Below are 26992 nucleotides of genomic sequence, written 5' to 3'. Positions count from 1 at the left end.
TATTTTGTCTAGAGAAGATTTTAAATTCAAAAATAAAGATGGAATAGAAATCAATGTACACAAATGGATTCCAACGGGTTCTATAAAAGGAGTTGTCCAAATTGCTCACGGTATGAGTGAAAGAGCTCTTAGATATGAATACTTTGCAGAAAAGTTAAATGAAGCTGGCTTTTTAGTTTATGCTAATGACCATAGAGGTCATGGTAAATCTTCAAACTCCATAGAAGAACTTGGCTACATCAGTGATAATGACGGATTTCAAGATATGGTTGAAGATATGAAAAAGCTTACTGATATTATAAAAGAGGAAAACCCCAATAAGAAAGTAGTACTATTTTCACACAGTATGGGGTCCTTCTTAGCTCAAAGATATATTCAGTTATATGGCAAAGAAATAGCTGGAGTTGTTTTATCTGGTACTAATGGAAAGCCTCCTGTGGCTGTAAATCTTGGAATATTCCTTAGTAAATCTATCCTACAGATTAAGGGAAGAAGGCATAAGAGCAAACTCATAGACAAGCTTGCTTTTGGTAGTTACAATAAAAAGATTGTTCCTACTAAAACCTCTTTTGACTGGCTTACAAGAGATGAAGAAGAAGTAAAAAAATATATAGCAGATCCTTATTGCGGTACCTTATTTCCTGTGTCCTTTTTCTATGACCTATTTAAGGGAATGAAAACTCTTCATAAGCAAGAAAACTTAAATAATATCCCTAAGGATTTACCTATTTACATCTTTGCTGGTAATGCAGATCCTGTTGGAAATTATGGTGAAGGTATAATAAACCTTTATAACATTTATAAGTCTTTAAGTATTAGTAATACTACCTATAAGTTATATACTGGTGGAAGACATGAAATGCTTAATGAGCTTAACAAAGAACAGGTTATAAGAGATACTATAGAATGGTTCAAAGGTATTATCTAAGTTTTAATTACTTTTAGCAATAATATAGTACTAAGTGGTTTTAGTCATGGATTATTCCATATTTTTCATGGTAACAGTAATAAAACCATGTTATAATCTGTGAGTACAATTTAATAGTTGAATGTGGGCTACCGGTGTCACGTTCCCTGTAGAAGGGAGGTGACGCATATGAGTAACGAGATTTTAATGTTACTATTTCAAGGCGGTTTGTTCTTGATAGCATTGATAACATTAGTAATAGTGCTTATAGAAAAAATCACAAAAAAATAGTAGCCCAGTCCCAATTGGATGCTACTATTTTAATAATATAGTTTATAATAGTGACACCAGTTGTCTAAACAACTAGCATTGTATAAACAGGATGTTCCCGCATCCTGTTTTTTTCTTCTTAAATATATTATATCATTGTTTAAGAAAAAATAAACCTAAAATTACATCCTATTCCCCAAAAATATCCTACTCATCCTTCAATATGTCCTGATTTTTATAATCCTCAAGATTTATCTTTATATGTTCTTTTACCACATCAATTCCCATTTCATACTCAATTATTAAATCTAAGTTAGTATCTTTAGATATGTTTATTTTCTTTAGAAAGGTATTGGATGGAAAGTATTTTTCCCTGTTATCTGTTGTAAATTCAAAATTACCTGTGGTCATGCTAAAAAGGTAGTACTCCCCTTTTTTTAGACCAATTATTAAAAACTTCACCTTAGCGTCTATATTCCCCTTATATTGTATTTTAAGACCCATAGGTATATAAACACTGTTACCTATAGAAACTAACTGAAAGTCTTCAATTTTTATATCCCTTACTAAGTAATCAATTTTATAAAACTTAGGCTCATTATTAATTAAAATTAACCTAGTAATTCCCGCTGAAATCAAAGCAGTAACTACCACTAAAATTACTAAACTATACCCCTTTCTCATAAATCACCCCTAGATATTCCTATAAAACCACAAAATAAAAGAGCCTGCCCTTATTCTCATATTAAATACTTTTTAGAACTATACTTATGTAAATCTAAAGTATTATACAAACCAACGCTACTTTATAAATTTTAAAATTGGTTTCATATAATATAATATTTATAAGCTAAATACTGGTGACTCTTATTATGAAGTTATTTAACCAAATTTGTAGATTTTTAAATATCTATTAAAATAGTGAACCATGAATTCTTCTTAATCAGGTACTTTATTTTGAGGCATTATCACTTTACAGTAAATATCTTTTCTTTATCTAAATATTCCTTAAAGTACTTATCCCCTCCATTGAGCATTAAACCTTCACTTTTTCCAAGAACTAAAAATCCTTCTTTATCAAGGGAGTTATAAAAGTTCTCTAACACCTTTCCCTGAAGCTCTGGGGTAAAGTAGATAAGTACATTTCTGCAAAGTATTAATGTAAATTCATTTAAGCTTCCACTGCTTATAAGACTGTGGGAGAAAAATAATATTTTTTCCTTTAAAAACCTTTTTACCTTAATGAATTCCTCTTCTTCCTCAAAATAATGAAGTAAATCTTGCTCCCCCTTTGACTCTCTATAATTTAATATTTCTTTTTCTAAATCCCGTTTAGAAAACAATCCATTTTTCCCTTCTTCTATAACGTAAGGATTAATATCTGTGGCGTATATTTGAGTCTTATGAAGGAGTCCTAACTCATGGAGCATTATAGCAAGAGAATAGGGTTCTTTTCCAATAGAGCATCCCACACACCAAATTTTAATGTGATTAAAGGAGTCTAGCTTCGGAAGTATACTTTCCCTAATAGCATTAAAAACCTCAGGATCTCTAAAGAACTCTGTGGTATTTATGGAAAAGTCCAGAAATAGTTGTTCAAACATGGCAGCATCTTCTATCACTAGGCGTTCAAATTCTTTGAAATTGTGAATACTAGATTTGATCATTGATATATTCACCCTTCTCATAATGCTTTGAATTTGATACCCAGTATAATCATATCCATACACTTTATAAACCTTCATTAAAAAGTTCCTTATATCCTCTTCCTTAAATTCTTCAATGACCTTACCCAATTCATGGCTTTTACTTAAAGATTTATTTCCAACATACTTCCCCTTTATTCCAAGGCTGTAAAGATAAGAATATAAGTATTTTTTAAAAATGCTTACAGTACATAAGTTGTGTTTGTATAAATAATATAACCTTTCCACTATATTAACTGGAACCATATTAGCATGGAAGAAAGTGATGTTATAAGTTTTAATCTTCACTTCATTAAGTTCTTTAAGGAGTACCGCGGCTTCTTCCTTTGATGTTATTTCCCCCCTAATTAGAATTACCTTAGTTTCATTTTCTTTTAAGCTTATTTCTAGCTTCATAATTATCACCCTATAAGTTATTATTATGTATCATTGATGTCCTAATCTTGTACTTGCCTCCTTATATTAAGTCCATATTTGTGAATTGTTATGTTAAACTCATTTAACGGGCTTTATATTAGATTTAAGTTTGTAACATTAAATGCCTTCATAGGCCCATATGTGTGTTTTAATTTTGATGTTTTAATTTTGGTTTTTTACTAATAATAATAGTCTAGTAACCGGTCTACTAGACTATTATATGTTTCTGCTCTGCTTTTAGTTTCTAAATACTTTGTTTATTTATCCATGCCTTAATTATTCTTATAAGATTATCGTAATCCACAGGCTTTGATATATAATCATCAGCTCCCATAGCAATGCATTTTTCTCTTTCTTCCTTTAAGGATTTGGCTGTAACTGCAATAATAGGAAGATTTATATACCTTGGGTTTTTCCGTATATGCTGCATAGCTTCATATCCATCCATCTCAGGCATCATAATATCCATCAAAACTAAGTCTATATCTTGTTTCTCTAGCTTCTCTAGGGCAATTCTACCATTACTTGCTTCTATTACAGTACCTTCATGTTCCTCTAAGGTAGAAGCTAGGGTGAATATGTTTCTTGGGTCATCATCCACAATAAGAATAGTTTTTCCCTTTAAACTTAAATTATCTCTTTTAATAGATTGGAGTAAGTAGTTTTCAGTGTTGTTATCTATTTTGTCTATCTGCTTATGTACTTCTTCTACAACCTCTGAACTCCTATTGCTATAATGTTCTTCACAGTTCTCCAAAGTGGTTTGTGACTCACTATCCTTAATAAGAATATTTTCACTGATACTATTACTGATATCATAATCTTTACAAGCTTCCACTAGCCCTGGTACTCTTAGAATAAACTCACTGCCTTTACCAAAAATACTGTTAACTTCTATCTCTCCATCCATTAGCGCAGTTAACTTCTTAGAAATAGATAACCCCAGTCCTGTTCCCCCATATTTTCTAGAAACAGATCCATCTACTTGTTGGAATTCATTGAAAATGATATTTTGCTTCTCCTCTGATATACCAATTCCTGTATCTTTTATAGCAAATAATACAGCTCCTTTAAGTTTTGTGTCCTCCTTAATTTCAAAGCTCACATATCCCTTTGAGGTGAATTTTATAGCATTTGAAATTAAGTTTCTTAGAATTTGGGATATTTTATGTTCATCTCCATATAAGTCTTTATTTAAACTATCTTTTGCTATAAATTCTAACCCTTTATCTAAGGCCACATTAGAAAACATATCCTTCATTTCCTTGCTTATACTACTAGAGCTAAATCCATACTTATCTAAAGTCATTGCTCCAGACTCCACCTTTGAAAGGTCTAACACATCATTTATTAACCTTAGAAGTTCTTGTCCTGATTTGTTGATTACAGTAATTTTCTCTTCATCTCCCTGAATCAGCCTGTCCTTACTCTTATCTAAAAGTAACTTTGACAGTAAGATAATAGAATTTAAAGGGGTTCTAAGCTCGTGAGACATATTCGAGAGGAACTCAGACTTATATTTATTAGTCATTTCAAGTTCCTGGGTTTTCCTTGATAATTCTTTAGTATATTCTTCAAGTATTCTATTTTGCTCCTCTAAAAGACTCTTTTGCTCATTTAGTTGCTCTTGCTGTTCTTCTAGTATGCTATTAGTCTGTTGCATTTCCTCACTTTGCTGTTGAAGCAATTGCTGTTGTTCTTCAAGCTCTGCATTAGTTTGCTGAAGCTCTTCACTTTGTTGCTGCAATAGTTGTTGTTGCTCCTCAAGTTCTGCGTTAGTCTGCTCTAGTTCCTCGCTTTGCTGCTGCAAGTATTCCTGTTGAAGCTGAAGACTTTCATTTGCACATTCTAATTCCTTAGACTTTTCATCAGCTTCTTTTCTTGCTTCTTCCGATATGGTTAACAGTTTTTTTATTTCTTGTCTTTGTATTGCTGAATATAGATTTATTCCAATAATATTAGCTGAGGAATTTAAAAACTCAAGAGTCTTTTCCTCAAAACTTTCTAAAGAAGCAAGCTCTATAACACCGTAAAGCTCTTCTTTATACATTAAAGGAAAGGCATATATGTTATTTGCACTTTCTCTAATTATTCCTGAGGAAATAATTCCTTCTGGTTCCTTAGCTCCTTTTAGAATTATAGGCTGCTTTTCTAGGGCAACTTGTCCAATTATGCCTTGTCCCTTAGAAAGGCTAATCCTAGGCTTATCCTCCTCTGTAAAGGCAAAGGTTCCTTTTAGTTCTAATTTATTATGTTCTTTATCATATACATAAAACACACCTTTACCAGCTGAAGTTACCCTAGCAAGATACCCTACGGTAGCTTCAGCAAATTCCTCCAAGGTGTCACAAGCAGAAATTTTTTCACTTAGCTTATTCTGATTATCCTTTATGAAGAAATTATGCATTAACTTTTGTACTAGGTTATTATAATACTTAGCCATTCGGGAAATTTCATTGTTTCCACCTATAACTACTGTATCAAGTTTTCCGGTAGCAATACTTTTATCCATAGCCTGCTGCAATGTATTTATAGGTGTTATAATGCTTCTAATCACAAAAATAATAACAACAACAAAGGCTAAAGTAGTTATAGTTATTATTGTAATAAGCAGCGTGCTTTCCCTTTTTTCAATTTCTTTAGATTTCACAGCAAGGTTTTCTGCATCAAGAGTTGAATTAGCATCTATAGTTCCAAGTAAAGCCTCAATATTTTCTACAAAATTATTATTTTTACTTTTTATTAAATCATTAGCTTCATCTATTTTTTTATCTCTAACTAATTCAATTACTCTTCCTCTGAATTTTTGCCACTCAGTAAAAACTTGCCTTACTTCTTTTTCTAAATCTCTATTATTTTGCAAAGAAGTTTGATTTTTAATTATATCAAGATTATCTAAAACTATTTTATCTGTCTTATCTATTTCTCTTGATAAGGACTCTAATTCCTCAATGTCCCTTGACAAAATTAAATCTCTAAGGTCTCTTTGAACCTTAATTATACTTACTCTAGCCTCCACTGCTGCATTAGAAACAGGAAGAGAATGATTATATAAGCTTCTAGTCATGTTTCCAAGCATGTTCATTTCCTTTATAGATAAAATCCCAAAGAAAACAAACACTGCTATCCATATACCAAGTACAGACACAAGTCTATTTCTTACACTTATCCTTTCAAGTAATTTCATATTTTATCTCCTTTTGGGTTATTTCCATGTATAAATTGAGTGTAAAAACTAATAAAAGCTATTTATAGGGAGTCTAAGTAACCATAATCTTTTTTTACTTTTTACTCCTAAACAATTGCTTGCTAACTTCCACTTATTAGTTTATCTATAAAATTCCACTTTTTTATAAGTATATATCTGAAAACTCTATACTTATCTTTTGAACTACAGTATCACCTATCTTGTAGCTTTCATCTATATTACTTACATGCTCTTCCTTTATATCCTTATTTATAGGAAGCTCCACAAAAAACTCACTTCCTACCTTGTACTTACTCTCAACATAAACCTGTCCATTATGCATTTCTACTAGATACTTAACTAAGCTTAAACCAATGCCGCTACCTTCACTTCTTCTTGTAAGAAGCTCATCACCTTGTTTGAATCTTTCAAAAACTTTACTTAAGGTTTCCTCTGTCATGCCTATGCCAGTATCTTTAACTGAAATAATTATCTTTCCTTCATTAAGCTTCACATTAACAAATATAACTCCCCCCACTGGAGTGAACTTTATTGCATTAGATAAAAGATTGAGTACAATCCTTTCAATAGCATCTAAATCACAATGCATTACAAGCTCTTCTATTTCTGTATCAAAAATCAAGTTGATTCCCTTATCATTAACATAATCAACTACGGACATAGTTATAGATTCAATAACTTCAATAACGTTACACTTAGTAAAATTTAAGGTAAAGAAGCCTGCATCCATCTTTGTAATATCAATTAAATTATTTACAAGTCTTAAAAGTCTATAACAATTTTGTCTTTGTACATTAATCTTTTCTCTTATCTTGTCCCTTTCTATAGGGTCCTCTCCCTTTAAATAGAGGTCTATAAGTTGTACTGAACTAAGTAATATATTTAGTGGGGTTCTAAGCTCATGGGAAATATTCGCTAAAAACATACTTTTTGCCTCGTTAGCAGCTTCTGCTTCCTCTTTGGCCTTTTTCAATTCTTTTACTTGTTCATGAACCTTTTCCTCTAAGAGTATATTCATAGTTCTTTCTTTCTCTATTAACTTTAAGTAAACGTTTATTCTATTAATAAGTTGGAACTCATCGATAGGTTTAACTAAGTAATCTACAGCTCCAATTTCGAAGCCTCTTTTTTTAAACTCATCATTTTTATAGGCAGCAGTAAGAAACACTATAGGAATATCCTTAGTCTTCTTTCTTTTCTTAATTAAGGAAGCTATTTCAAAGCCGTCCATCCCTTCCATTTGTACATCTAAAATTATTAAATCTACTGTTTTATCATAGAGCAGTGTAAGAGCATCTTCTCCACAATCCGCTTCAAGAATCTCTGCGTCAATATATTCCTTTATAAATTCCCTTAATGTAAACAAATTACTATGGTTATCATCCACAATAAGTATGCTGTAATTAGCTTGTTTAACCATTTATAAACCCCCATCTTCTTACGCAACTATACATTTTATATTGTACACCCCTGAAAATTCATGTCAAATTACCAAAATCTGCTCACTGTTAATTAAAGTAAACTTTTACAGGTTTTCATACGTATTAAGTGAATTTTCTTAAATCTGTTTTTTTACCTATGAAAAAATATTTTACTGTAAATTTAGTAAAATATGGTGTATTATTTTCAGTGGTAATATTATATTTTTCTTTGTACTAAAATAAACCTATAATATTAACAAAATAACTCTTTACAATAAAACCTAAATTAATGTATAAATATATATAATTATCTTATTTTTATAAACCAACTACTATAGACACTATGTTACTGTTAATAATAATAAAGTAACTATAAATTAAATGATTAAACTATTGTCCTTTAGAGGTATAATATAATAAAGTATCTTCAAAAATAAATAAGTCGATATACTTATTTATTTTTAGTTATTATTTACTTTCAGATGCCTAAGGATTTTTTACAAGGAGGAAGTTATGGAAAAACTTATAAAGAAAATTAGTACTATAATGGAAGATAAATTTGAACAGTGTGGCTATGATAGACAGCTTTGTACGGTTACTGTATCGAACAGACCAGACCTTTGCCAATTTCAATGTAATGGAGCTATGGCAGCTGCAAAAAAATACAAGAAATCTCCTATTGACATAGCTAAGGAAATTGTTGCCGCTGTTGAAAATGAGGAAAACTTCGAGAATGTTTCTATTGCTGGTCCTGGATTTATAAATATAAATTTAAAGGATAGCTTTATATCAAATTACATAAATAATATGTATGGTGATTCAAAACTTGGATGTACAAGTGACGTAGACCCAATGACTATAGTTGTTGACTACGGCGGAGCTAACGTTGCAAAACCTCTACACGTTGGTCACCTTCGTGCTGCTATCATTGGTGAAAGTATAAAAAGAATTGGTCGCTTCTTAGGTCATAAAGTTATCGGTGATGTTCATCTAGGAGACTGGGGACTTCAAATTGGTATGGTTATTTCTGAAGTAGAAAGACGTAATCCAAGTCTTCCTTACTTTGATGAAGACTTTCAAGGTGAGTATCCTGAAACAGCACCTTTTACCATTGATGAGTTAGAAGAAATTTACCCTGCTGCTAGTAGTCTCGCAAAATCTGATGAGAAGGCTATGGAAGCTGCTAGAAAAGCTACCTTTGAACTTCAAAATGGACGTAGAGGTTACGTTGCTCTTTGGAAACATATATTAAATGTTTCTATAGCAGATTTAAAGAAAAACTATGGAAACTTAAACGTGGAATTCGACCTTTGGAAGGGAGAAAGTGATTGTCAAAAATATATCCCTGAAATGGTAGAATTATTCAAGGAAAAAGGCTTTACTTATGAAAGTGAAGGCGCTTTAGTTATTGATGTAGCTAAGGAAACTGATACTTATACAGTTCCTCCAATTATAATATTAAAATCTGATGGCGCTACTCTTTATAGTACTACAGACCTTGCTACTATTGTAGAAAGAGTTAAGGATTACAACCCTGATGCTATCATCTATGTAGTTGATAAAAGACAAGGATTACACTTTGAGCAAGTATTTAGATGTGCGAAGAAAACTAATATTATAAAAGAAGACGCAACTCTTGACTTCATTGGCTTTGGAACTATGAATGGAAAAGATGGCAAGCCTTTCAAAACAAGAGAGGGTGGAGTTATGAGACTCCAAGACTTAATTCAAATTATTAAAGATAACGTAAAAGATAAATTAAAAGAAACTGATACTATGACTCCTGAAGAAGTTGAAGAAATTTCAAGAAAAGTAGGTCTTGCAGCTTTAAAGTACGGTGACCTTTCAAACCAAGCTACTAAAGACTATATCTTTGATATGGATAAATTCTCATCTTTTGAAGGAAATACAGGTCCTTATCTTTTATACACAGTAGTTAGAATAAAATCTATTCTTAGAAAAGCTGAAGCTGAAGGAATAAACCTTTCAAGTTCAAAGGAAATTCTTCACCCTTACAGTAGCACTGAAAGAGATTTAATGCTTAAAATTTCTAGATTTAATGAAGTAGTAAACTTAAGTTTTAAAGATAGATCTCCGAATAAAATTTGCGATTACATTTATGACTTGTCAAACTTATTTAATAAGTTCTACCATGATAACAGAATTATCGCAGAGGAAAATATAGAAAAGAAAATGTCTTGGCTAAACTTAATTACCTTAACACAAAAGGTGTTAGAAGCAGGACTTGATTTACTTGGAATAGAAGCTCCTGAAAAAATGTAAAATCTCTGAATAAATAGCCCTTCAGTTATATGAAGGGCTATTTTCTTTTACACCTAATCCAGTAGTTTTATGTTTATAAATTACTTAGTTTCTTCTGAGATGTACCTATATTTCAATTATGTTTAGCAATAATAATTTCCAAAATGCTACATTAATCTGCATAAAATTCAATAAGATTCATGCAATTTACCCCAAACTATTTAGTGATGCAGATAATTTTACATATTCCTCTATGCAATTTAATATACTATGTCGATATAGCCAAAACATTGTTCTTTTTTATTTCTATACAAGGATATTCATAGTTTATATAATAATATTTGTTAAATAATGCATTTTAAGTAGGGGGGCATAAATTTGATTGAGTTTTTATATATAGTAGGTTTTATTGCAACTGTAGCAATACTTCTTCGGAGTAACCTGCTTTACCAAAAAAAAATAACATCCTGTGAAAATTTACTGTTGGAAAAAGACACTAAGCTAGAAAAAATAAGCTTAATGGAGAATAATGGGTTTACTACAATTGTAGAAATAGACAGTTTAGGAAATATAAAATATATCTCAGAAAAACTACTAAATAAACTTGCATATTCATATGATGAGTTAATTAACCAAAGCTTTAACCTTATACATGAAAAAGATGACTATTCACTAAAAATACAAAATTACTATAAGCTTATTAATAAAGAAATAGACAATTTTACTATTGATAATAGGCTTATATCAAAAGAAGGTAAGCACATTTGGTTCAGTTGTAGCTATGCTTTACTTAATGAGGATAATGATGTAATTATATATTGTGTTGACATTGATTGGAGAAAGCAGGTAGAAAAAAGTTTAAGACAATCTTATGAATTAAATGAACTTCTACTAAACTCTATAGAAACTAAGGTAGCTGCTTTTGATAGTAATGGAGATATAATTGCTGTGAATAGAGCTATGGAGGAGCTCTGTTTAGATAATAATATATTTAGGGGACCTCAGCTGATAGACAATTTCTTCTCAAGTTATGTGGGAACCACAGATAATAGTAAATTTTTACAGAATAGAGATGTACTAAATAATGTAAAACAAGTTTTTAATGGCAATATGAATAAGTACTCCTTTGAGTATTATTACATACAAGACTTTAAGAAATACTGGTACTTATTGACTGTTAAGTCTCTTGAGAATGGTTTAGGAGGGGTTGCTTCCTATACAGATATAACAAGATTGAAAGAACTTGAGGAAAGCTTAGTTAAAAATGAAGAAAGATATAAAAATCTACTAGAAATTCTCCCTGTAGGGATTTTTGTTCATGATAAAAATGGAGTTGTGTATTGCAATCAGTCTGCACTAAAGCTTTTAGAGCTAGAGAATCCAGGAGATATTTTAGGACAACCCTTATTAAACTTTGTGGATCTTGATTATAAAATCCAGTTTATAAGTAGATTTACTGAAGGCAAATCTCAATTTATAAGTGGTGTAAAAGAAGTGTTTGTGAATTCTAAGAATGAAAAGATTCATGTTGAAATAGAACAAGGTAAGATACTTTTTGAAGATGAAACAATGACCCTTTTTATAGTTAAAGATATTACAGAAAAAATAAATACTATTAAATACAAAAATTCTATAGAAGAAAAGGACAAGCAACTTCAAGAGGCACTTCAATATGATAAGATAAAAACAGAATTTTTTGCAAACATATCCCATGAATTAAGAACTCCAATAAACATTATCTTTAGCGCAATTCAAGTATTAAACTTGAAGCTTGATGAATGTGGCAGTGCAAAACCTCATATGGAAAATTACTTGTCCATGGTAAAACAAAACTGTTATAGACTTTTAAGACTAGTAAATAATCTAATTGATATTACTAAAATAGATTCTGGTTTCCTTAACATTCAAACAAATAACTATGATATTGTAGGTATAGTTGAAAACATCACTTTATCAGTGGCTCAGTATATCGAAAATAGAAATGTGAGCTTAGTATTTGATACTAATGTTGAAGAAAAAATTATGGCTTTTGACCCTGATAAGATGGAAAGAATAATTTTAAATCTACTAGCAAATGCAGTTAAATTCACCTCTGAAGGTGGTGAAATAGCAGTAACCATAACTGATAAAGAAGATGAAGTTTGTATAAGTGTACGCGATACTGGAATTGGTATCCCAGAAGACAAACTCAAAGTAATCTTTGAACGCTTCAGGCAGGTTGATAAAACTTTGAGTAGAAATAGGGAAGGAAGCGGCATTGGACTATCTTTAGTAAAATCACTAATAGAACTCCACGGTGGAACAATAGAGCTTTTCAGTGAATATGGTAAAGGTAGTGAATTTATTATAACTCTTCCTGTAAAATTTGTTCAGGAAAGCTTTATATTAAGTGATACTAACTTTTGGCAAGAGAATGTAGAAAAAATCAACTTAGAGTTCTCTGATATTTATGCTTAAGAATTAATACATAAGCTGACAACCAATTATTTTTACATAAAAGGTTGCCAGTTTTTTTAATTTATACTTATAGATATCCTAAATAACTTATTTTGCTTTAATTATCCAATTGCTTTTATAGCTTCTAATTTTTCATGATACTTATATGTAACTTATGTAATTCTGGAAAAAAGTTCACTATACTTACAAATCTTATACATTGACTTTTAAATTGAAAATCTATAGTGTATTATATGAACTGCAATCAGTTTAAATTCAATACATGTCTTTTATTATAATGTAATTATTCTATTTATTGGACAGACTTTATTTTTATAGGCACATTTTGATTTAATCTCTACTTTTTATATTTTGGGGGGTAATTTTATGGATAATTTATTTCACAATATGGTTATAAAGGATATAACTAAAAATATAGAAGAAAACTTAACTATTGTAGGAATTGGCGCCTCAGCTGGAGGCCTTGATGCTATAACAGAGTTTTTTGACAATACACCTGCGGACACTAATCTAGCTTATGTTATTATACAACACCTATCACCTGATCATAAAAGCCTAATGAAGGAACTACTTTCACGTCATACAAAAATGAATGTTACTGTTGCAGAGAATGAAATGCGTGTTATTCCTAATAATATTTACCTTATTCCACCAGCTAAATCAATGATTATAAAAAACAACAAGCTATACTTATCTGAAAGAGTTACAACAGCAGGAACCTCTCTTCCAATTAACACCTTTTTCACTTCTTTAGCTGAAGATAAAAAGGAAAAAGCCATTGGAGTAATCCTATCTGGTTCTGGTTATGATGGGAGTGGTGGGATAAAGGTTATAAAATCAAATGGTGGACTAGTATTAGTCCAGGATGAAAAGACTGCTCAATTTATAAGTATGCCCAATGCAGCCTTAGCCACTGGTTGCGTAGACCATGTTTTATCTCCCTCTAAAATGCCTAGTAAAATACTTGAGGTTTTAAAGGGAGTTATTGAAGAGGACTTTATTAGTAATACTTTAATAAACAATGAAGAAGTTTTTAATAAAATACTAAGCTACATAAAAGAATATACTCATACGGACTTTTTTCATTATAAGAAAGGCACTGTTTTAAGAAGAATTGAAAAACGGATGAGTTTATACGGAATTGAAAGTTTAGAAGAATACCTAAAATACATTAATATCAATGTTGATGAGATAAAGTCCCTATATAAAGAATTTTTCATAGGGGTCACCCATTTTTTTAGAGATAAGGAAGCCTTTGAAATAATTGAAAAAGAAATAGTTCCTAGTCTTTTTGAAAAGAAAAACCCTGGTGCTACTATAAGAGTTTGGGTAGCAGGCTGTTCTACTGGTGAGGAGGCCTACTCCATGGCTATCTTACTGAAAGAATATATGAATAGAGTGGATAAGGATTATAATATAAAAATATTTGCTTCTGATATTGACGATGCAGCTCTGGCAAAAGCTAGCAACGGACTTTATGATAGTAACATAGAAGAACATGTATCCTGTGAAAGATTAAAAAACTTTTTTATAAAAAAAGAGGACAAGTACCAAATAAATAAATCCATAAGAGATATGGTGATATTTGCAAAACATAATTTAATTAATGATCCTCCTTTTTCAAAAGTGGACTTAGTGACTTGTAGAAACTTATTAATTTATCTTCAACCTGAAACTCAGCAAAATATTTTAGGCTTTTTCCACTTTGCTTTAAATGAAAATGGATACCTATTTCTCGGTAGCAGTGAATCCATTGGAAATATGGGAAAACATTTTATTCCTTATAATAATAAGTGGAAAATATTTAAGTATGGTGGCATTGGTAAGCTTAATCGCATAAATAGTTTTAGCATCAGTAATATTGGTGGTTATGTTAGTGAAAGAAATTCCTCCTTTTTAAATTACGGCTCTTCTAAGGCCTCAAACTATATAGAGAAGTCCGTAGATAAAATAATAAAACAACTTCAAGAGGAATATGTTCCAAAGGGCGTTATAATAGATGAAAATTATGAATTGGTGCATGTTTTTGGGGATGTAAATAGGTATATAAAAATTCCTTCAAACAAATTAAGCTTAAACCTACTAAAAATGATTAGACCAGACTTATCTATTGCTGTTAGTACCTCGGTCCATACTGTTATAAATGAGGGAAAAGAACTTAGATATAAAAATATCAGGATAAAGGACCCCGATGGCTACTTAGAAATATGTTTAACAGTTAAACCTTATGTGGATGAGGCTACTTCAAAAAGATATGTGATTCTTTTATTTGAAGAAGAAGGAATTGATAACTGTCTAGATGAAGGTGAAGACTTCCAAGTTCATGCAAAGGTTTATCAAAGAATTTCAGATTTAGAAAATGAATTAAAGCACAGCAATGAACATGTGCAAGCTATCATTGAAGAACTTGAATCTTCCAATGAAGAATTACAATCTACCAACGAAGAGTTATTGTCTTCAAATGAAGAACTTCAAAGCACAAATGAAGAACTTCAATCTGTTAATGAAGAGCTATACACCCTTAACTCTGAATACCAATTTAAAATAAATGAATTAACAGAAGCCCATGATGATATAAATAATCTCTTAAATATCACAAATGTAAGTACAATCTTTCTTGATAGAAACCTTTGCATTAGAAGGTTCACCTCCTGTGTAAAGAAGGAAATTAATATCATTGATTCAGATATAGGTAGACCAATAAGTCATATATCAATGAACTTAAAGTATGAAAACATAATTGATGATATTCATTCTGTAGTATCAAACTTAATACCGAAGAATAAAATTGTTCCCGGCTTTTCTAATGACTGGTATCAGGTTTGTATCTATCCCTATTTGGCAAGTGAATCTAGAATTAAAGGAATTGTAATTAATATTGAAAATATGACTGCAGTGGTTACGAGAGATAATCAAATAAAGAAGCTAAGTGAAGAAAAAGAAAAAATGGAAGCTAAATATTTAGAAGAAATTAGAAGCTTAAAAAATCAGTTAGCTGAAATAGGCAGTGATTAAAAATACTAATAAAAGAAGTTAGTAACTTTGTGATTTCTCTTGAAACCAGTATATATTCCTTCCAAGGTAAACTTCTTGAAAACTACGAATATCTTTTGTTAAGAAATGCTATAGAAGCTCACGATGGACAAGTCTGGATTAGTGCGCAAGGTGAGAGCTTTGGCATTTATGTAACATTACCTACTAATCCCTAACTTTTTAAAGTATGAAAAAAGTAGCCCAATATAATAATTGGTTGCTACTATGCTAAAATTTAAATTATAACATTAATACCAATTGCCTAAACAGAGTGTTGCCAACACTCTGTTTTATTGCTGCTTAAACTATATACCTATATCAAACAATTTTAAAAATAAACCTTAATTTTTATTTATACATTGTACTATTGGATCAATCGACTTCTTATCTGTCCAGTCTACTGGATTATCATAACACTCTAATAATCCCTTAGCATCCTCATCTAAATCTTCTTCCTTAATTTTCTTAAGTTTAATTTTTAATGCATTCATCATCATTTTATCAACTAAATCTAAGTTATCGTAGTTAAAGGCTCCTCTTAAGTAAAAACAATGCACCTTTTCTCTGACTTCACCCTTAAAGTTTGTTGAAAACACTTTCTCTATATCTTTTTCTCTCTCTGGAGTGCAGCCTACAGCAAATACTATAATCTTCTTGTCAGCTATATTTTTAAAGTTTTCATTAATTACCTTAACTCCACTAATTCCAACAGCGTGTAAAAAACCACCAAAAACTATGGCATCATACTTACCTAAGTCCCCAGCTTTAACCTTAGAGACTTCAACTAGGTCTCCTCCTACTTCTTCTGCAATCCACTGAGCATATCTCTTTGTACTTCCATACTTAGATTTATAAATCACAAGAACCTTATTAGTATTGTCTAGCATAAATACAACCTCACTTTTAAAATTAGTATATATTATTTATACATTGTATTATTGGTTCAATAGCCTTCTTATCTGTCCAATCTACTGGATTTCCGTAAGCCTTTAGTATTTCTTCCATTTCGGCTCTCTCATCAGCAGATACATCTCCCTTAAGAGCCTTTTTAAGCATTATTCTAAGCATCCCCATCATAACTTTGTCTACCAAACCCATTTTTTGATAATTTAACGAGCCTCTAAGATAAAAATGCTTTACTTTTTCCCTAAGTTCTCCATTAAGATTTGTAACAAAAGTCTTCTCAACTTCCTTTGACTTTTCTGAAGAAGATCCAACAGCAAATACTATTATTCTTTTATCCTTGATACTTTGGAAGTTTTCAGTGATTACCTTTATCCCTTTAATACTTCCAGCATATAAAAAGCCTCCAAAAACTATAGTGTCATACTTCCCCAAGTCCTCAACTTTAACCTTAGCACTTTCAACTAAGTCTCCATCTACCTCTTTAGCAATCCACTCAGCATATCTCTTTGTACTTCCATACTTAGATTTATAAATTACAAGAACCTTATTACCATCTAACATAAATACATCCCCTTTTCACATATTGATATGTAATAGCTACCTCTATGGCAAACTTTTATCCTTAGTTATATTGGAAAAGACAAAGTTCTATTCCTAATTTTCTACTTTAACTTTTCAAAGTCTAAGTGCAGAAGGTTAAATCTATAGCTTGCTTTCCCTAATATATCATTTATTGATACTGTACCAATATCTCTGCTGTCTCTGCTATGTCCTCTATTATCTCCTAAAAGAAATAAACTGCCTTGTGGTACTATTAAATTCATTTGAGGATTAGTAATTATATTATTGCTTAGATAATCTTCCTCTAATAAATTATTATCAACGTATACCTTACCTTGTTTTATTTCTATGGTTTCCCCAGGTAATCCTATGACTCTCTTTATGAATGTATCATTATTAGTTCTGTCGGACTTTAGAATTACAATGTCTCCTCTTTTATAGTCTTTAGTGTAGTGCTTGTACTTTTCTATAACTACTCTGTCATTGTATTTTTCCATATTTAAAGTAGGATACATTGACTGCCCCTCTACCCTCACATTATCTATAAGAAAAAACCGTGCTAATAGTATACCTATTAAAAGTCCTAATGTTTGAATTATGTCTTTACCAGTTATGTTCAGCTTCTTCATAGTTACTCCTCCTAGAATAAAATAATTCTAATACTCAATGCCAATATAGTTAATTACCTATTATGTTTAAAGCTATGATAAACATAAACTAATTTTTACCTGCATATTCATATAACTTCCTAAAATACTCTGCTCCATAGTTATGGAATTCGCCCTTTGTAACCATAGATTTTAGTTCCTCTTTAGCTACCCACTTAGCATGACTTACTTCTTCCTCTAAAAGTTCTAAGTCCTCTATATTGACATCTTCTTTAACAAACCATACATCTGCTAAATTATGCTTTCTTGTAACTCTCCATATTTTATGAATATTATCTGCATTAATGTCTATGCCAAGCTCCTCTTTAACTTCTCTTAAAGCCGCAGTTTTGCTATCTTCACCAGCTATAACAGACCCTCCAGTGGCAGCCCACATACCAGGCATTAGCTTAAGTGCATCAGCCCTTCTTTGAATTAGAAACTCACCTTTAGAATTCATAATCCAAATATGCACCACTAAATGATACTCTCCTTCTTTTAATTCTTCTCCTCTAACTATAGTTTTGTAAGTTTTATTTCCCTGCTTATCTAATATGTCCCATATCTCCAATTTATGTCCCCCTTTAGTATTGATAATACCTTTTCTACTTAATTAAAATACTCCCACTTTTAAATCTTATATTAATTATATCACCAGTAATATCACCTTGTAATTACCCTATGGATAATTATTCCTGACCATATGTATTATTTTTTATCATATGAATTCAAAATCTGTTATTAACTTATATATGAAATTTATGACGATTCCCTTGGCGCTTTTTAAAGATTGGTAAAATACCTTTTTACTACGAAAGTTAATATATTCTAAGGATAAAATAAAACCACCTCAGACTAAACTGTCTACGGTGGCTTTAAAAGTTTTATTTCCTTTAAACTATTCATGACTTTTTCTAAAACATATTATTCACTTAACTTTCTTGACCCTTCAGATAATAAATCTGCAAGAACTACAAGTAGTAAATAACAAATTAATAACAAAGTTATTTCTGTGTATTTAAAGTAACTCATACTTAGTTTAAACTGCTGTCCAAGCCCTCCTGCTCCCACAAAGCCCACTACTATAGTGGTACGAAGAATTACTTCACCCCTATAGAGAATATAAGTTATAAATTTAGGCATTACTGTTGGAATTACACCATAAAATAGCATTTGTGAGGAAGTTCCTCCCGAAGATGCTATATTTCTAATTGGTCTTAAGTCTAAATCCTCAATAACCTCTGCACAGAGTTTTCCAATGATACCAAAGTTGTGTATAGCAAGAGCTATGGCTCCTGGCAAAATTCCTGGTTTAAATATAAATACTATAATCATTGCCCAAACTAGTTCTGGTACTGATCTTGAAAATATATAAACAAAACGTATTACTCCAAAACTAAGCCATTTATACCACTTTTTACTTAAAGTTAGGCTTCCATCAGCTACATTCCTTGCTGCTGGAAGTACAGTTAAAAGCATTGCTACAGTTGCAAAACCAATAGCCATAACACTCATTTGAAGAGTATCATAAGTAAGCTTCAAAGCCTTTGCCCAACTTTCACTATTTAAAAAGGCTGGATTCGCTTCTTGAGCTCCAAGAAGTCCATTTATAAACTTCTTGGTGTACATATAATTCTTTTCAGTGAAGAGTCCAAAAAAATCAGCTTTATCAGCTACAAATATAAATACCCATGAACCAATAATTATTACTACAGCTAAAAGAAGAGAAAACTTATTAAAATTAAACTTTTTCTTATACTCTTTATTAGAAATCAACTTATTTCTAAGTACATTACTCCAAAGGTCAATTAAAACTACTAGTGCAGTTAAAAAGAACATAAAAGTCCATACTTCATTGTAGTTTAAATCTTGAAGGGATAATTGAATTTGAAACCCAAGGCCTCCAAGTCCAACAAAGCTCATAATAGTTGAAGAACGAACAGCACATTCAAGCCTATACATTGTATAGCTAATCATGTCCACCTTCGCTAAAGGAAGGTACCCGTAAATTAAAAGCTGAAGCTTTGTGGCTCCTGAAGCCTTTAATGCCCTTATAGGTTCTTTAGCCACATCGTTTAAAATATCTGCATAAATTCTACCCAAGGTTCCTCCATAGGGAATTGCTAGTGCAAAAATAGCTGCAAAGGGTGTAAGTCCTATAGCAGCAACAAAGAGCCAAGCCCACACTAATTCATGAATTGCTCTCATAAAGCCTAAAAGGCCTCTAAATATACTTTTTGATACTTTTCTTGAGGCATCTCTTTCTGCCATAATTCCTGAGGCTAAGATTCCAAAAACAAAGGCTATAATAAAAGCTAAGGTCATCCCTGTCACTGCATAGGCAAGAGTTCTCCAAGTAGAAATAAATCCAAGCTTAATAAGCTCTGGTGTTACCTTAGGATGAAGAATTGAATTAAATATTTGCATCATGGTAGCTTTACCACCAGCATGAATAAGATCCTTACTCCAAGTTACTGAAAAAAGACTCCATATAAATATTAAAACTAATAATGCAGTTAAGATGCCTTTTTTATGATAATCTATGGTTGATTTAAGATTATTCATCTTCCTTCAACTCCTTCATGTAATGAACAAGTTCATTTTGAACAAGTTGGTCTTGGGCAAGTCCATTTTGGTCAGCTTGGGTTTCACCAAGGTGATTTTTTATATTTTCTTTCTGCTTACCATTTTCATTTAGTTCTTTTAAGTCATATAAGCTACCTAATAGCTCACTAGTTACCTTGTCAGCAGGTAGATCAAAGTATACTTTTCCTTCACGAAGAGCTATTATTCTATTAAAGTATTTCTTAGCATACTCCACGGAATGAAGGCTGGCAATTAAAGTTTGCCCCTCCTCCTTTGCAAGATTTGTTAGTGTATCTAAAATATCTTCAGCACGTGCAGGGTCTAAAGAGGACACAGGCTCATCTGCTAAAATCACTTCAGGATTTTGGACTAGAAGTCTAGCCATGGCAACTCTTTGCTGCTCTCCCCCTGATAAATTAGAAGTTCTCTCATAGGCCTTTTCTTTAATTCCAACCCTATCCAAAGCTCTTATTGCTAAATCCTTATCCTGTGGAACTACTAAGGATAGTAAAGATTTAAAAAACCCCCAATCCTTAAGCCTTCCCGCAAGCACATTATGAATTACAGGAAGAGGTCCTACTAAGTCAAACTGCTGACGAATAATTCCTATCTTCTTTGCTAGTTCCTTTACTCCCTTATAGCTTTCTATGCTATTTCCATCTAAAAGTATTTCTCCCTTATCAGGCTTTATTACTGTTGCTAAGGTATTTAACAAGGTAGTTTTACCTGCCCCACTTGGTCCTATAAGTGCTATAACTTCACCTTTTTTTATGTTGATTTCTACAGAATTAAGAGCTATTTTTTTATCATAAACCTTTGATATATTATTGATTTGAAATACAACATCAGTATTTGTAGTCATTTTTTCACCTACTATTCCTTTTAATCTTAATCCTTTTCTATTTATAAACATAAGCAAGCTCTCTACTGTGCATGCTTTTAAATCTGAAAATCTACTGGTATTTTGAACAACTTAAATATTTACTGTACATTGGACCAGCCTATATCATATATAAAATTAACATCATTTAAACTATTTACTGCTAAATTAATCCTAGTGTTTCCTTATTCTTGTTTCACAATTTATCTTAATTAATATATCACGAATGCCTTAAAGTTTCTATTATTAAAGTCGCAGCAAGCTACTTAGGTCTAACAACTTTGGAACCTAACTTTCACTGCCATCAAAGTGACTTGACTAATGTGAGCAACTGCCACTTTAGAAGATCACAGACTTGAAGCGTCCAAAATGTTGTTAAAGTTCCTAGTAAAACAATAACTTTGGCAGGACTTACATCCCTCCAAAGTTATTATTAAGGTTTATTTTACTTAACCATTCCTAGTTTCTTACCTACTTCTTCAATTGCTTTGTAATTATCATTGTTAGTTTCTACAAATTTATCTGTTTGGAAGAACTTTAGAACTTCTGCTTGAGAACCACCTGCTTCAACATTCATTTCTAATATGGCTTTTTTAACCTTCTCCTTAGTTCCTTCTCCATAAACTTTATCTATATTATCTGGCTTATTGATTGTCCAGTGATAATCAAAGTATTCAGGAGTTGTGTAGAAAACCTTAACCTTATTTAAGTCTACCTTGTTTTCTTTAATAGATTTTTCCCATACAGAAACATTTAGAGCTCCAGTTTGGAAAGAACCCCCTTGTACAAGGGCAATAGTTTTATCATGATTACCTGAGTAGTTTGGTGCTCCATTAAAATCCTTCTCTGGATCTATTCCTGCTTGAGTTAAAAAATAACGTGGCATTAGGCTTCCTGAAGTAGAACTTTCACTTCCAAAAGTAAAGGTCTTTCCCTTTATATCTTCAAGTTTAGTTACATCTAAGTCCTTTTGAGCAATAAATACTGACTTAAACTTAGCATCCATTGGTCTTTGCGCAATAGCTTCTGCTCCTGGTGCTACTCCTCTAGCTTGAACTCCTGTTAATCCACCGAACCAAGCCATTTGAACTTCTCCTCTTTCAAAACCAGTAACTAGTGCTGCATAATCAACTGAAGGAACAAACTCCACCTTAAGTCCTGTTTTTTCACTTAAGTATTTAGCCATTTCTCCCATATTCCTATTTAAATCTGCTGCTGCTTGGTCTGGAATTGCTCCTATTTTAAAGGTAGGTGTTTCCTTTTTAGCTGTTTCTGTCTCTGCACTCTTACCACAAGCGGTAACTGAAAACATCATAAGTCCTGCAAGTACTGCTGCCATCACTTTTTTCATTAACTTGTCCCTCCGCATTTAGCTGTGATCTCATCTATAACAAACACTTTGAAAATCCAGCATTATTTTATTTATATTTAATAGTTATAGTTTTACATTATGTAGAAAATCAATACATAATAAAGTTTAACCATATAAACTTTACTTAGCTGTCCATTAGCAATGAAAATCATCCCAGTATTTTTCATTATATTCCAAATTATTATATAAATTATATAATATATTGAATTTCACACAACTATAAATTATATGTGATGAGGCTTAAAATGTATAATTGAAAATCCTAATAGATTATACCCTATCTATATATATTTTTTATATGAAAACCATAATCTACCTATAATTTATATGTAGCACTTCCTTCATTTTCTTAAGAGCTGCTAAAACTACGAAATCAGTTTTATCTTATATATCTATAAAAGATAAAAAGTAATGATTTATGCTATTATTAAGAATTCATAAATCATTACTTTTCCTATTTATCAATTATAGTATTTTCAAATTCCTCTAGCACTGTGAATTATGAGGTTGGTGCATCTCCTCTTACTACTTAGACACACGCTCATATAACTTTGGTAAATCAAATAAACTTAAAATTCCTAGTGGTGGCTCATTCCTATCTCCACATTCTGTAATTATAACTGCATTTAGCCTAAGGCCTTTTTTATACCATTGCTCAAAAACACTAATAGCCTCAAACACAGTAGAATTTTTAGCTATAAAAGTATAGGTTTCCTTCTGCTTACTAAATTCTAAAATTGTTTCCACATCTGCATCTTGAGCAACTTCAATTCCACTTTCTAAATTGTAGGCTATCCACCTTGCAATACTATCAGTAGTTAAAAGCCCCATAAACCTTTTGCCATCATAAACTGGAATTTTAGAGAAATCATTCTTCACCATTTTTCTTATAGCTAAGCTAACTTTATCATAAGAGCTACACTTAACTACCTTTTGAAGAAATTCCTGTTCTAAAGTAGGAGGAGTTGTAAGCATATTGCAAATAAACTCTAAATCTTCTACAACCTTTATATGTGGTTCTGCAATAGCCTCATCTTCAATTCGTTTATGAACGATTGCATTTCTTAGCTCTGCATACTCTTTAAGGACACTTCTATATTTATCAATAGCTGGATTTTTTACTGCAGCCCTATCTACAAGCTGATAAAAGGCTTTATGGCTATCGTTACCTACTATTTCTTTAAGCTTAGTTTCTATTTTTATAAAGGCACTTAAAAATCTTTCTGAATTTTTCTTTTCCATTTATACCTCCTAAAAGTAAGTATTAATTGAGTCTTTTTATAACTGCTATTGATAAGCCCTGTTTTCAATCATAATTTGTAAGGTTAATTTACTCTTACCTAGTAACACTTATGTAAGCTTCAACTACCTTATACCTTTGAGAAAATGACTCTTGAAAACTAAATGTTCACTACTTACTCCTATATTTCCTACCTTAATTATACCACCAGTTTAATGCTTTTATAGATATATCCCTATTTAATTCTTTACAATTCTAACTACTTCTAAAGAAGTTCTTAAGGAATTCTTAAGAAATATTTATGTAAATGTTTAGGAAATTATTGGATGATACCTGTTATAATATTATTTGTACTGATGATTTACGTTTTACAAAATCATGACAAAATCTTTTAGCTATAGGCTTCCTTAGTGAAAGCTTAATTTATCCAGGTTCAAAAAGCCTTAAGGGAACCATGGTAGGACTGATGTATAAGTTAAGTTTTAACTCTGGTTCCCTATATTATAATATGTTATTCCTTTGGGAATTAATTCTATATCCTTCATGGTTAATATTTATATGATTAATAGATTGAGTCTAAAATCAACCAAATTAATCATGAAACCTATAACTTATTGCCTAGTTATTGAAGGTTAATGAACTTTTATTACTAGCATACGGTACACAACTTATTTAATTCAAATTTGAAAGGAGAAAAGTGTTAATGAATGTACTTGAAGTTAACAATGTCTATAAAAAATTAGGCAAAAGAGAAATAATCAAAGGCATCAGTTTTTCCATTAAGGAAGGTGAAATCTTTGGCTTCCTTGGTCCTAATGGCGCTGGTAAAACTACTACAATAAGAATGATGGTAGGGCTTATTGCAGCCGATAAAGGAACCATTAGTATTTGTGGCAATAATATTGGAACTAACAGTGTTAAGGCCCTATCTAATGTAGGTGCAGTAGTTGAAAACCCTGAAATGTATACCTACCTTTCAGGAAGACAAAACTTAAATATGATTGCAGACATAAAGAAAATCCCAAGAAAGAATGTGGATGAAATCATTGAGTTAGTTAATTTATCTGGAAGAATAGATGATAAAGTTGGAAAGTATTCCCTTGGAATGAAACAAAGACTTGGACTAGCTTCTGCTCTTTTATCAAAGCCTAAGCTACTAATATTAGATGAACCTACTAACGGTCTTGATCCAACTGGAATCATTGACTTTAGAGAAATAGTAAAAAAGGCTGTTAAAGAAACTAATGCGGCTGTACTTATATCCTCTCATATTCTTAGCGAAGTTCAACAGCTTTGCGATACAGTAGCATTTATAAATCACGGTGAAATAAAAGCAATCGAAAGCATTGCAGATGGAAACATAAATAACCAAACTGAAACTCTAACAATTGTTGTAGGTGATTCCTCTAAGGCTGGAGTGGCACTTCAAAATATAAGTGTTGTAAGAGGCTGCTCTGCTCTTGATAATACCTTTACCGTTGTAACTGAGAAGAACTCTTCCCCAGAAGTTATCAAAGCACTTGTAAGTGAAAACATAGATATTTATGAAGTTTATAAAAAGCATAATGGACTTGAGCAAAGATATATGGAACTTGTGGAAGGAGGTATTAGATAATGATAACCTTAATTAAATATGAACTACTTAAACTATTTAAAAGAGTAAAAACTCTAGTTGTTATTCTAGGATTTATCCTACTTACTGGTTTCATAGCCTTTGGTCTTTATAAAGAATCAGAAAATATGAAACAGTATAATACTCCAGAGCATAGAATACAAAACTATGAAGAAAATATTAAATATAATGAACAGAGAAAAAATGATATTCCAACTGACATAAAAAATGATGAAGCTAAAAAGCAACAATATCTAATGCACATTGATGAAAATATTGCAGAATTAAAGGATCAAATCTCTAAGGTTAAAGCTCAAATAGGAAAAGATATGGATTGGAAAAAAGAACTAGATGATAGAATAAAGGATTTAGAAACTAACCTAAAGAATGATGTGAATGCTTCTATGCAATCAAAATCCATGTTGACTCAAAGTTTATCAGAGGCAAAGTATTTAAAAGATAACAATATTAAACCAATGGATGATTTTGAATTTAATGCTTTCTTATTCCTCGAAAGATTAATAATCATTCTTGGCCAAGTGTTTTTAGCTATAGGTATAGCAGTTTTTGCCGCTGATATGGTTTCTGGGGAATGCACTCCTCCAACTCTAAAGTTACTTTTAACCCAACCTGTATCAAGAGGAAAAGTGATTTTTTCAAAATTTATCTCAGTAGCCTTAGCTGCTGCTGGATTAATTTTATCCATTGAAGTAATCTTCTTCCTTATAGTAGGTCTAATTTATGGCTTTGGAAATCCAGCTTACCCTGTAATGGTAGGTGCAAAATACCAGTTTGACCTGGCTACCTTCTTACCTAATGGTGGACATGAACTTGCTATGGTAGCTGGAAGTTCTTCTATAATACCACTTTGGAAATATACTGTAGAGCTACTACTAACTCAAGGCTTATATATAATAGCTTGTACAGCCTTTATCTTCCTAGTATCTACTCTATTTAAGAGCAGTATGGTATCTATGGGAGTTGGCACTGTATTTATAATTTTAATGACTATTTTATTTAACTTAGTAGGTTTCCTTAAGAAATTTGCCATTTACGTACTTCCTTGTTATACAGATACAACTGCTATTTTAAAGGGCCAAACAGCCACGATGTTTAACAATCCAAACTCCACCTTTGGAACTTCTATGCTAGTGTTCCTTGGCTGGACAGTAGTTTGCTACCTAATATCTCACTTTGTATTTACAAAGAAGGATATCCTTATATAATAAGGCACCATAAATTAACAATGCTAATATTAAATCACTAGTTATAAGAATTAATCTCTCCTCCCCCTTTGACATTTTTAAAAATAGATAAGTAAGTTAGTATTATTTATTTTCAAATGCCTTATGGAAGATTATTCACTAAGTAAAAGGCTTTTAAGTATTAAACTTAAGAGTCTTTTATTTTAGTAATCTTTATTAAGTGTAATTCTCCCCTCCTCCTTTTGTAAAATATTCCACTACAACCTGAAGTTCTTTAGTAACACTGTGCAAGCTAACTGCTA

General features: G+C 31.4%; 19 protein-coding genes. 7 read left to right on the top strand and 12 right to left on the bottom strand.

Annotated elements, in window-relative coordinates; translation table 11 throughout:
- Window positions 1–4: 4 nt before the first annotated feature.
- Complete coding sequence (locus tag J2Z44_RS11060; RefSeq protein WP_021281967.1) at window positions 5–928, top strand: alpha/beta hydrolase; 924 nt, start codon at window positions 5–7, stop codon at window positions 926–928.
- 168 nt (window positions 929–1096) lie between these two features.
- Window positions 1097–1198 carry a putative holin-like toxin gene (locus J2Z44_RS11055; protein WP_021281968.1) on the top strand — a complete coding sequence of 34 codons (102 nt, stop codon included), beginning with the start codon at window positions 1097–1099 and terminating at the stop codon, window positions 1196–1198.
- Window positions 1199–1384: 186 nt separating this feature from the next.
- On the opposite strand, the gene J2Z44_RS11050 is transcribed toward J2Z44_RS11055, so the two are convergent.
- The 4 genes from J2Z44_RS11050 to J2Z44_RS11035 form a co-directional block, all read right to left on the bottom strand.
- Window positions 1385–1861 (bottom strand): hypothetical protein, encoded by a 477-nt coding sequence (locus tag J2Z44_RS11050; RefSeq protein ID WP_021281969.1) that lies wholly within the window; start codon window positions 1859–1861, stop codon window positions 1385–1387.
- A 284-nt stretch (window positions 1862–2145) separates the two neighbouring features.
- A complete protein-coding gene (locus tag J2Z44_RS11045) occupies window positions 2146–3279 on the bottom strand; it encodes a CheR family methyltransferase (RefSeq protein ID WP_021281970.1) in 1134 nt (377 codons plus the stop codon).
- Between the two features lie 265 nt (window positions 3280–3544).
- Window positions 3545–6487, bottom strand: coding sequence for a response regulator (locus tag J2Z44_RS11040; protein WP_209649575.1), 2943 nt, complete (start codon window positions 6485–6487; stop codon window positions 3545–3547).
- 163 nt (window positions 6488–6650) lie between these two features.
- A complete protein-coding gene (locus tag J2Z44_RS11035) occupies window positions 6651–7928 on the bottom strand; it encodes a hybrid sensor histidine kinase/response regulator (protein ID WP_021281876.1) in 1278 nt (425 codons plus the stop codon).
- A 514-nt stretch (window positions 7929–8442) separates the two neighbouring features.
- Between J2Z44_RS11035 and argS the strand changes: the two genes are divergently transcribed.
- From argS to J2Z44_RS11020, 3 genes are all read left to right on the top strand, one after another.
- Window positions 8443–10212 (top strand): arginine--tRNA ligase, encoded by a 1770-nt coding sequence (gene argS / locus J2Z44_RS11030; RefSeq protein ID WP_021281875.1) that lies wholly within the window; start codon window positions 8443–8445, stop codon window positions 10210–10212.
- A gap of 357 nt (window positions 10213–10569) precedes the next feature.
- On the top strand, window positions 10570–12648 hold the full coding sequence (locus J2Z44_RS11025) for a sensor histidine kinase (protein WP_021281874.1): 2079 nt from the start codon (window positions 10570–10572) through the stop codon (window positions 12646–12648).
- Window positions 12649–13014: 366 nt separating this feature from the next.
- The gene (locus J2Z44_RS11020) at window positions 13015–15663 is read left to right on the top strand and encodes a CheR family methyltransferase (RefSeq protein WP_209649574.1); all 2649 of its coding nucleotides are present in this window, start codon (window positions 13015–13017) and stop codon (window positions 15661–15663) included.
- A gap of 359 nt (window positions 15664–16022) precedes the next feature.
- Here the strand turns inward: J2Z44_RS11020 and J2Z44_RS11015 are convergent, their stop codons facing one another.
- The 8 genes from J2Z44_RS11015 to J2Z44_RS10980 form a co-directional block, all read right to left on the bottom strand.
- Window positions 16023–16568, bottom strand: coding sequence for a flavodoxin domain-containing protein (locus J2Z44_RS11015; protein ID WP_021281871.1), 546 nt, complete (start codon window positions 16566–16568; stop codon window positions 16023–16025).
- Between the two features lie 22 nt (window positions 16569–16590).
- Window positions 16591–17148 (bottom strand): flavodoxin domain-containing protein, encoded by a 558-nt coding sequence (locus tag J2Z44_RS11010; RefSeq protein WP_209649573.1) that lies wholly within the window; start codon window positions 17146–17148, stop codon window positions 16591–16593.
- Window positions 17149–17249: 101 nt separating this feature from the next.
- Window positions 17250–17777, bottom strand: coding sequence for a signal peptidase I (gene lepB, locus J2Z44_RS11005; RefSeq protein WP_021281868.1), 528 nt, complete (start codon window positions 17775–17777; stop codon window positions 17250–17252).
- Window positions 17778–17865: 88 nt separating this feature from the next.
- Complete coding sequence (locus tag J2Z44_RS11000; protein ID WP_021281867.1) at window positions 17866–18366, bottom strand: NUDIX hydrolase; 501 nt, start codon at window positions 18364–18366, stop codon at window positions 17866–17868.
- 353 nt (window positions 18367–18719) lie between these two features.
- A complete protein-coding gene (locus tag J2Z44_RS10995) occupies window positions 18720–20360 on the bottom strand; it encodes a PhnE/PtxC family ABC transporter permease (RefSeq protein WP_021281866.1) in 1641 nt (546 codons plus the stop codon).
- Window positions 20353–21294 carry a phosphonate ABC transporter ATP-binding protein gene (locus tag J2Z44_RS10990; RefSeq protein WP_021281865.1) on the bottom strand — a complete coding sequence of 314 codons (942 nt, stop codon included), beginning with the start codon at window positions 21292–21294 and terminating at the stop codon, window positions 20353–20355. Before J2Z44_RS10990 ends, J2Z44_RS10995 begins: the two co-directional genes overlap by 8 nt.
- 412 nt (window positions 21295–21706) lie before the next feature.
- The gene (locus J2Z44_RS10985) at window positions 21707–22612 is read right to left on the bottom strand and encodes a putative selenate ABC transporter substrate-binding protein (RefSeq protein WP_021281864.1); all 906 of its coding nucleotides are present in this window, start codon (window positions 22610–22612) and stop codon (window positions 21707–21709) included.
- A 546-nt stretch (window positions 22613–23158) separates the two neighbouring features.
- Window positions 23159–23875 carry a CBS domain-containing protein gene (locus J2Z44_RS10980; RefSeq protein ID WP_209649572.1) on the bottom strand — a complete coding sequence of 239 codons (717 nt, stop codon included), beginning with the start codon at window positions 23873–23875 and terminating at the stop codon, window positions 23159–23161.
- 701 nt (window positions 23876–24576) lie between these two features.
- On the opposite strand from J2Z44_RS10980, the gene J2Z44_RS10975 reads away from it, so the two are divergent.
- Both J2Z44_RS10975 and J2Z44_RS10970 read left to right on the top strand, forming a co-directional pair.
- Window positions 24577–25488, top strand: a complete 912-nt coding sequence (locus tag J2Z44_RS10975) for an ABC transporter ATP-binding protein (protein ID WP_021281861.1) — start codon at window positions 24577–24579, stop codon at window positions 25486–25488.
- Window positions 25488–26711: an ABC transporter permease subunit gene (locus J2Z44_RS10970; protein WP_209649571.1), complete on the top strand. Its 1224-nt coding sequence runs from the start codon at window positions 25488–25490 to the stop codon at window positions 26709–26711. The genes J2Z44_RS10975 and J2Z44_RS10970 overlap by 1 nt, the downstream gene beginning before the upstream one ends.
- The last annotated feature ends 281 nt before the right edge of the window (window positions 26712–26992 follow it).

This window comes from Clostridium punense (assembly GCF_017874425.1).
Lineage (GTDB): Bacteria > Bacillota > Clostridia > Clostridiales > Clostridiaceae > Clostridium_J > Clostridium_J punense.
This window is presented reverse-complemented; position numbering and strand designations above follow the sequence as displayed.